The organism is Sulfurimonas sp., assembly GCF_028694895.1.
GTDB lineage: Bacteria > Campylobacterota > Campylobacteria > Campylobacterales > Sulfurimonadaceae > Sulfurimonas.
Genome location: NZ_JAQVKA010000063.1, coordinates 1 through 9,009, shown reverse-complemented (window position 1 = coordinate 9,009; position 9,009 = coordinate 1). Strand labels below are relative to the sequence as shown.

Sequence of the window (9,009 nt, the reverse complement as noted above, 5' to 3'; positions counted from 1 at the left end):
TTACAAAACAAAAGTATACTTTTATTTGGCAAAAGTCGCGCATTTAGTAACGATGAGTTTGCCTCACAGATGAAGTTTCATAAGATAACAATTACAGAGGGGTTCTCCGAAGACATTGCCCTTGTTGTTGAGGGCAAGATGATGACTCCTTATGAGCAAAATTCTAGTAATGCACTTTATGAGTCAAAATCAAAGTCGCTTGAATTTATCTCTATTGATGTGCTTGAGAAGGAGCTTGCAAAGTATATAGATGCAGATACTCTTTTGATGAGCCTAAAACTTAGCAGAAATAAAGAGAGGCTCAAATCTTTTATACAAAACTCAACTATAAATGATGAACTCTTTTTTAAACTTCTAAAGATGTACTCATGGAGTGGTGAAGATTTTTTTGAAAATGATGATAACCGTGATGTAAGTGCTGCAATCATTCTTAGGTTTTATAAAAATATAGAGAGAAACCATAACGTCCAATACGCTACTTCAGGCTTTATGCACCTTATCTCTCAAACTTCTAAGCCCGAATTAATTGAGATGATATTTGAGCTAGAACCACTACAAAAGAGTCTACATGAAGCGCTAAGTGGCGCAAATTTAAATATCCTCTCAGCAATCGCAACACACCCAAAAACTCCAAAAAGTGTATTAAACAAACTTATAAAAAAAGCAAGACCAATGGTTAAAACACTCATTGCTATGAGGTCTGATTGTGATGAGGGGATGCAGATAAAGCTCTATGACTCTATGAATGAAGAGGTCCTAGAAGCTCTTTCAATGGGTGATAATCTATCAAAAGAACTTGTGCTAAAACTTTTACAAGACGATAAGTATGTAAAAAATATCGCGCAAAATCTAAGGCTAGAGAGTGATATTTTTGAAGAGCTAATTAAAAAAACTCCAGTAGAAGTTGCAAAAAATAGCTCACTTACTCCTGAGATGCAGCAAAGAGTTGTAAATCTAAATCTTAATGAAGCAAATATGGCTTTAGCGAATAATGAAAACCTAGATAATAGCGTAGCGATGGGCTTGCTTGCGCATAGGTCTAAAACGCTTACATCTGAGATATATAAAAATAGTGTTATCTCAAAAGAAGCTCTAGCTCAAGCGTACAAAGATGAGGCAAATCACGCCTCTTTAGCAAAGAACCTAAACACTCCTCATGAGATACTTCAGGCTTTATCAAATAGCCAAGATATAGAAGTTTTAAAAGCTCTGGCGCAAAATCCAAACACTCCAGTTGAGGCACTTTATCAGCTTCAACTTGACTCAAGAGTTGCACGTCAGGTAAAAGAGAATCCTGCTTTTGGAAAACATATACAACAAGAAAACATAGGATGGGAAGTATGAAAGCAACAGATTTGATAGTAACGATTGGCTCTTTGATACAGCAGAGAGTTCCTACTTTTTTATGGGGTGCTCCAGGGATTGGGAAGTCATCCATCGTAAAGCAGATAGCAAAAAGTAGAGGTATTGATTTTATAGACTTAAGACTAGCCCTCATGGATCCAACGGACTTAAAAGGGATACCATTTTACGATAAAGAGTCGCATACAGCGCTTTGGGCACCTCCTGCGTTTTTGCCTCGTGATGGTGAGGGAGTTCTGTTTTTAGATGAGCTAAACTCCGCACCACCAAGTGTGCAAGCCTCAGCGTATCAACTAATCTTAGATAGAAAAGTTGGAGAGTATGAGTTGCCTGAAGGTTGGGCGATAGTTGCCGCTGGAAACCGTGATAGCGATAGGGGAGTAACATACCGCATGCCAAGCCCTCTGGCAAATAGATTTGTTCACTTTGAGATGGACGTTGATGTAGAAGATTGGCGGCTTTGGGCTTACAAGAGTGGAGTTGATGAGAGAGTTATCTCTTATATCTCGTACAAAAATGAGCACCTTTTTACCTTTGATGCAAAAAGCGATGCCAAAAGCTTTGCAACCCCTAGAAGTTGGGAGTATGTAGATAGTATCTTAAAAGCAAACATGCCAAAATCACTCTTGCTTGACGCGATAAGCGGCGCAGTTTCAAGAGATGTTGCAGTCTCTTTTTTATCTTTTATAAAAGTAGAGACAAGATTACCAGATATAAATATGATACTTAAAAGTGCAAAGGGCGAATATAGCGATGAAGTAGATGTCCTATACGCACTAAGCGGTGGACTTGTAAGTGCATTTCTTAGAGATAAAAATGAAGAGAGACTAGAGAATCTACTAAAATATACACTTGATTTAAAACCAGAATTTGCGGTTATGATAGTACAAGACCTACAAAGAAATGGCATAACGATGGAACACTCAGAAGCCTTTAAGGGTTGGGTTAAAAAGTTCGCTTATCTTTTGGGGTAAAAAAGATTAGAAATTTTACAAAGGATATTTATGAGCGATATAGTTATATATGAAAATGGAAATGTTGAACTAAAAGCTACTATCGAAAATGAGACTCTTTGGCTTAATCAGAAGCAGATGGAAGAGCTTTTTGGTAGAGAGAGAAGTGTTATTTCTAAACATATTAGAAATATATTTAAAGAAAATGAATTAGAAGAAGAGATGGTATGTGCAAATTTTGCACACACCACTCAACATGGTGCGATAAAGCATAAAACGCAAACTCAAAATATAAAATTTTATAATCTAGATGTTATTATTTCTGTAGGCTATCGTGTAAAGTCAAAACAAGGTACGCAGTTTCGTATTTGGGCAAACAAGATACTAAAAGAGTACCTTCTAAAGGGTTACTCACTCAACAAAGACAAACTTCAACAACAAAAACTCCAAGAACTAGAACAAACAATTCAACTCATAAAACAAAGTATTGAAAATGAAAAGTTAAGCACTATAGAAGCAAAAGGCTTTGTAGAAATCATTAGTAACTATGCTAAAAGCTGGGCATTACTGCAAGGCTATGATGAGCAGAGTTTAGAAGAGATAGTGCAGACAAACGAGTCAAGATTTGTCCTAGATTATGATGAAGCAAAAGAAGCGATAGCTGAACTGAAAAAAGCACTTATAAAAAAAGGTGAAGCTACAAAGCTATTTGGACAAGAAAAAGCAGGAGAGTTTAAGGGAAATTTACTCAATATCTATCAGAGCTTTGGAGGAATAGACCTTATACCTTCACTAGAAGCAAAATCCGCAAATCTTCTTTACTATGTCATAAAAGGACACCCCTTTAATGATGGAAACAAACGCATAGGCGCTTATCTATTTGTACTATTTTTACACAAAAACAACATCTTGTATAAATCAAATGGTGAAGCAAAAATCAACGATAACGCATTAGCATCAATAGCTCTTTTAGTAGCGCAGTCACACCCAGATCAAAAAGAGATAATCATAAAGCTTGTTATAAATATGCTTTATGAAGCGGAATAAAGATTAAAATAGTTAATCATCAGTAATAAAATAAAAATTTGCGGTCGAAAATTTAGACCACAAATTATCTGTTTGTTTTAAACTTCTCTTGCAACTCCAAAGCTTTTTCATAACTCTCTTTTTGAGCTTCTACAATTTCGTCAAAAGCAAAGCCTTTTTGCAATATTTCATACAAAAATGGTTTGTCCCTTCGCCAATTTCTTAGTGTCATCGGTGTTACTTTAAGAAGTCTTGCCATGTCTTGTTGAGTTAGTTTCATAAAAAAATTCTATAAGATTAAGTCTATAAATCAAATTCACAAATATATATCTCTTTATTACTATAAAAAGCAAATATTTTGCTTTACTTTTATAGAATAGAAAATTATTTTCTAAAAAATATAAAAAAGAGAAATATATATGATATTAAAAACAGTAGAGCATGTACAAAACTTACTAAAACAAAATGAAAAATTTGTAGATAAAGATGGAAATATTTTTATACAAAATGTACTTGAAGCGATAGAGAAAATAGACAGAGATTTAGTCAAGTTGCTCCTAAGCGATGAGAAAACAAGAGAACAGTTTTTTATAAAGATAGATGATGTTTTTGTTTTAGAGCAAAACAAGCTTATAGAATTTTTTACTATGAATGAGTATTTTAACAACTCTTTTACCTCTTACACAAACAAAATAGGGCTTATCAAAAAAGATAGTTTTATAAAGAAGTTTGATGATGTCGTCCTTGCATGGCCTCACAAAGACTGCGTTTTGGAGGGTGGGCAAAGCAAAGATGATGAAAAAAACAGTGAAGTTTTTTATAACGAGATACTAAGCCGTGAAGAGATTGATAGACTCTTTGAGCCAAAAGCACTTACAAATATAAAACGCTACACAAAAGATGGCGTGGAAGAAAATCCGCAAATAGGCGAGGATGACAATCTCATCATAAAAGGAAACAACCTCATAGCCCTTCATAGTTTAAAGAAAAAATACGCAGGAAAAGTAAAACTCATCTACATAGACCCACCATACAACACTGGAAATGACAGTTTTAAATATAACGACAGATTTAACCATTCTACTTGGCTTACTTTTATGAAGAACCGTCTTGAAGTGGCGAGGGAATTTTTGAGCGATGATGGAGTAATATTTGTTCAAATTGATGACAATGAACAAGCATATCTAAAAATTTTGATGGATGAAATTTTTGGAAATAAAAACTTTATTTCAACAGTAGTTAATATAGTGAAGCCAGAGGGACGACGATATGGTTTCATAGCACAAGCCCATGAGTACTTATTGGTTTATGGGAAAGACATATCAAATACAGATATGTACGAAATGACAAATCGAGACAAAAAACTTCCGTATAAAGATAATAAAGGTAATTTTGATATTGTTGGACTGAGAAATAGAGCGGTAAAATTTTTCAATTTTTCGAATAGACCAAATTTATATTATCCGTTTTATGTAGATGCAAACAATATTGGTGATGATGGCTTTATGCCAGTATCTACGGAACCTCTTAAGGGATATAGGGAAGTGTTGCCTACAGTAGTAGATAATTTACAATCAGTGTGGCGATGGGGCAAAGAAAAGGCAAAGGTACAGTCAGATGAGGTTGTGGCAAGAATTGGAAATGATGGCTCTATAAGAATTTTCAAAAAAGATTATTCCCAAACAACTATGCCAACGACATTTTGGCAAGACAAGGAACTTATTACACAAAAAGGTACTCAGCAACTTGATAAACTTTTTGATGCTAAAGTATTTGCTTTTCCTAAGCCAGAAGCACTACTTCATCGAATTATTGAAATATCAACCAAACCAAACGACCTAGTAATGGACTTCCACTTAGGTAGCGGAACTACATGTGCAGTCGCTCATAAGATGGGCAGACGATACATAGGCATCGAGCAGATGGACTACATAGAAGATATTGCTGTTGAGCGGATGAAAAAGGTGCTTGATGGTGAGCAAGGCGGAATTAGCAAAGCCCTAGAGTGGAAGGGTGGAGGTAGTTTTATCTACGCCGAACTCAAACAGATAGATAATTTTAAAGATGCAGAAGTAGGCAAACTCAACGCTAATATGCACTATCTTCCAGTATCAGAGATACAAGACGAAGATTATGACATGTCAGATGAAGAGATAAAAATCAACAAAGCTTTTTATACCAAAACTGGCACAAGTGGACTTGAAAATGAGTAATTTACTCTATGAAGAGATAGAAGGTGATTTTAATCATCCTAGACGACCTGTTGATAGACCAGATATTCCAAAATCTATAAACGAAAATATTAAACAGCCTTTACGAGAATACCAAATAATGGCACTTCAAAATTTCATTTATTATATGAGTGATAAATATTTTTCAGATATGCCACATAAACATCTGCTTTTTCATATGGCAACAGGAAGCGGAAAAACGAATATTATCGCTTCATCTATTTTGTATTTATATGAACTAGGATATAGAGATTTTATATTTTTCGTAAACACAAACAACATCATCACAAAAACAAAAGAGAACCTTGCCAATGGATTTTCAAGTAAATATCTCTTTAAAGAGAAGATTCTCATAAACAATAAAGAGTTACATGTAAACATCATAGAAGATACATTTGACAGCTCAAAGAGTGATGATATAAACATACTATTTACAACCATAAACAAACTTCACAGTGATTTGGAAACTACCATAAAAGAAAACTCCATTACATACGCAGATTTTAAAGATAAAAAAATTGTCCTTATCGCAGATGAAGCGCACCACTTAAATGCAAATACAAAGACAGAAAAAGAGACGGAGAAAAATTGGGAGCAAACTACAAAAAATCTACTAAAGACAAACAGAGATAATATTCTCTTAGAGTTTACAGCAACACAAGATTTGCAAAACAAAAACATAGGCGAAAAGTACAAAGACAAAATCATTTATGACTATCCGCTTATAAAATTTCGTGAGGATAGATACTCCAAAGATATAAAACTTATAAATGATAACTTTAGCGATGAGATGCGGATACTTCAAGCGGTTATGGTGAGTGAATACAGACGGCTAGTTGCACAGCAAGAGCTAAATCTCAGCATAAAACCAGTTGTGATGTTTAAAACTGTAAAAAATACAGAAAATATTGATGAGGTATTTGAGAGTTTTGTAAAACTAATAGATGGTTTAAGTGTAGAAAAAATAGATGAAGTTTTTAAAATATCTGATGTAAAAGCCATAAAAGAGCTTCAAAAAATCGTAACAGATAAAAAGAGTTTTATAAAAGGGTTGCAGTATGGATTTGCAAAACAAAACTGCTTGGTAATCCACTCAAAAGTAAAAGATAAAGATGAAAAACTAAAGTATCTAAATTCTCTTGAAGATACTAAAAATCCTATAAGAGCCATATTTGCGGTAGATATCTTAAATGAAGGTTGGGATGTTTTAAATCTTTTTGACATTGTAAAACTTGATGAAGCTTCAAAAAATAGCAAAAGTACAATAAGCGAAGCTCAACTTATAGGGCGTGGAGCGAGGTATTTCCCATTTGAGTATAAAGAAGAAGAGAAGTACAAAAGAAAGTTTGACAGAGAGTTTGAAAACCCGCTCAAGATTTTAGAAGAGATGCACTTTTACAGTATCAACAGAAGTGATTATATTACAGCACTTACAGACGAACTGAGAAAAATAGGGCTTATTGATGATGCCCAGAGTGAGCCTAAAACGGTTAAACTAAAACTCAAACAGAGTTTTTTGGATGATGAGTTATATAAAAATGGATTTGTTTTTCTAAATAGAAAAATTGCTCAAGATAAAAGTAAAATCAGTGGTTTAAGTGATTATGTAGGTAGTTCATACAAAAATCAAAAAAGAAGTCTTGATAACAGCAGTAGTGAAATAGTTGTTTTTGAAGATGAGATTAAAGAGGCTAGATTTTCAAAAGTAAGCAGATTTAAAATCAAAGATGAAGATAAAAATCTAGTGAGAGTGGCTATAAACAAAAAGCCATTTTTTTATTTTAATACGCTAAAAAAATATTTTACACATTTAAAAAGTATCAATGAATTTATACAAAGTAGTCACTATCTGGGTGATGTGGAGTTTGTTTTTCATACTACAAAAGAGTTTGCGCTGACTCATGAAGTCAAAATAAAATATCTTCTTGAACTTTTAGAAATAATCGAAGATAAAATTATCAAAAATGCAAAAGAGTCTGTTGGAAGTAGTGAGTTTTATCCTGTTCGGATAAATTCAAAGATAGACCCGATAAAAATTTTAAAGAAAAGAGATAGTGATAGTCGTATAGATATTGTTGATGACTGGTATGTTTACGAGCCTCATGGCGGGACAAGCGAAGAGAGACACTTTACAGATTTTATGCTCAAAGTTTCAGATGAATTGAAGCAGAAATATAAAGAAGTCAAGCTGATCAGAAACGAAAAAGCGTTTGAAATATATAGCTTTGACACAGCAAGAGATGGCGCACGATTTGAGCCAGATTTTGTGCTATTTTTAAAAGATAAAAATGATTGTTATCATCAGATTTTTTGTGAACCAAAAGGAGACTGGGCAAAAGATGAAAAAGAAGGCTTTGAAAACTCTCCCGAGAAGTGGAAAAACGAATTTTTGGCAGATATAACAAAATGTACTAATGAAAATAGGCTAAAACTTCAAGATATAAACGAAGATGGTTTGAAGCTTTATGAAAATAGCTGTTATAAAATCTTTGGTCTGCCTTTTTATAACTATGCTAATGAGAGCGAATTTAGAGAGAAGTTTGTGGAGTTGATACTCTAAGCTTTGATATAATAGCTCTAAAAAACGGATACTTTTACATGTCAAGCATCGAGCAAAAAATCTCCCAAGCAAAAGCTAAGCTTTTAGTTGATTATCCACTATTTGGTACTCTTGCTTCAAAGTTAGAACTAATCTTAAATGATGATATTGAGAGCTTTAAGAGTAATGGCATAAAGTTAGAGTACAACAGTGATTTCTTAGCAGAGCTGACAGATAAAGAGATGGAGTTTGTTTTTGCAAATGGTGCTATGCACGCTTCGCTCGCTCATGAGGCTAGAAAAAATGGTAGGAGTGGCTGGCTTTGGCAGATGGCTACTGACTATGCCATAAATGATATGTTGGTTGAAAATGGGCTTGAGAGGCCAGATAGAGCGCATTACTCCAAGAGATTTAGTGGGATGTATGCTGAAGAGATTTATGCCGAGCTCAAAGATGATATTTTACGAGATGAGCTTGAGTATGAAGCCGATGATATACAAGATGTACAAGATAACTCAGATAAACAAAACAACACTCAAAGCTCAGAGTTAAGCCAAGAAGAGCAACTCTTTGAGGAGTTTGCTAAGGCTAAACTTGATGAAGCCCAGAAAGATGGCGAGACTCCAGCAACGATGGAGAGGTTTTTTAAGATTGGGCGTGAGAGTAAAATTGATTGGAGAGATGAGCTCCGAGTCGCACTAGATAAGTTTTACAGGGATGACTACACACTTCTTCCTCCGAGCAAAAAGCTTCTTTATAGCGGCATATATCTTCCATCCTCAAAGAGTCAAAGGTTTAAGTTTGTAGTAGCGATTGATAGCTCTGGCTCTATAGATGAGGGCCTTTTAGCTACGTTTTTAAGTGAGCTAAATTTCATTATGAATACATTTTCAAACTT

7 protein-coding genes are annotated in these 9,009 nt (G+C 34.3%); 6 read left to right on the top strand and 1 reads right to left on the bottom strand.

What is annotated here, in order from left to right; translation table 11 throughout:
- The 3 genes from PHI38_RS07495 to rhuM all read left to right on the top strand — a co-directional run.
- A partial coding sequence (locus tag PHI38_RS07495) for a hypothetical protein (RefSeq protein ID WP_299854564.1) occupies positions 1-1,344 on the top strand: 1,344 nt, incomplete at its 5' end.
- Positions 1,341-2,336 (top strand): MoxR family ATPase, encoded by a 996-nt coding sequence (locus tag PHI38_RS07490; protein WP_299854562.1) that lies wholly within the window; start codon positions 1,341-1,343, stop codon positions 2,334-2,336. The genes PHI38_RS07495 and PHI38_RS07490, both read left to right, overlap by 4 nt.
- Positions 2,337-2,366: 30 nt before the next feature.
- Complete coding sequence (gene rhuM, locus PHI38_RS07485; RefSeq protein WP_299854560.1) at positions 2,367-3,362, top strand: virulence protein RhuM/Fic/DOC family protein; 996 nt, start codon at positions 2,367-2,369, stop codon at positions 3,360-3,362.
- Positions 3,363-3,426: 64 nt separating this feature from the next.
- Here rhuM and PHI38_RS07480 read toward each other — a convergent pair whose 3' ends face one another.
- Positions 3,427-3,621 (bottom strand): hypothetical protein, encoded by a 195-nt coding sequence (locus PHI38_RS07480; protein ID WP_299854558.1) that lies wholly within the window; start codon positions 3,619-3,621, stop codon positions 3,427-3,429.
- A 139-nt stretch (positions 3,622-3,760) separates the two neighbouring features.
- On the opposite strand from PHI38_RS07480, the gene PHI38_RS07475 reads away from it, so the two are divergent.
- The 3 genes from PHI38_RS07475 to PHI38_RS07465 form a co-directional block, all read left to right on the top strand.
- On the top strand, positions 3,761-5,554 hold the full coding sequence (locus PHI38_RS07475; RefSeq protein WP_299854555.1) for a site-specific DNA-methyltransferase: 1,794 nt from the start codon (positions 3,761-3,763) through the stop codon (positions 5,552-5,554).
- Positions 5,547-8,132, top strand: coding sequence for a DEAD/DEAH box helicase family protein (locus PHI38_RS07470; RefSeq protein ID WP_299854552.1), 2,586 nt, complete (start codon positions 5,547-5,549; stop codon positions 8,130-8,132). Before PHI38_RS07475 ends, PHI38_RS07470 begins: the two co-directional genes overlap by 8 nt.
- 38 nt (positions 8,133-8,170) lie before the next feature.
- A partial coding sequence (locus PHI38_RS07465) for a hypothetical protein (RefSeq protein WP_299854550.1) occupies positions 8,171-9,009 on the top strand: 839 nt, incomplete at its 3' end.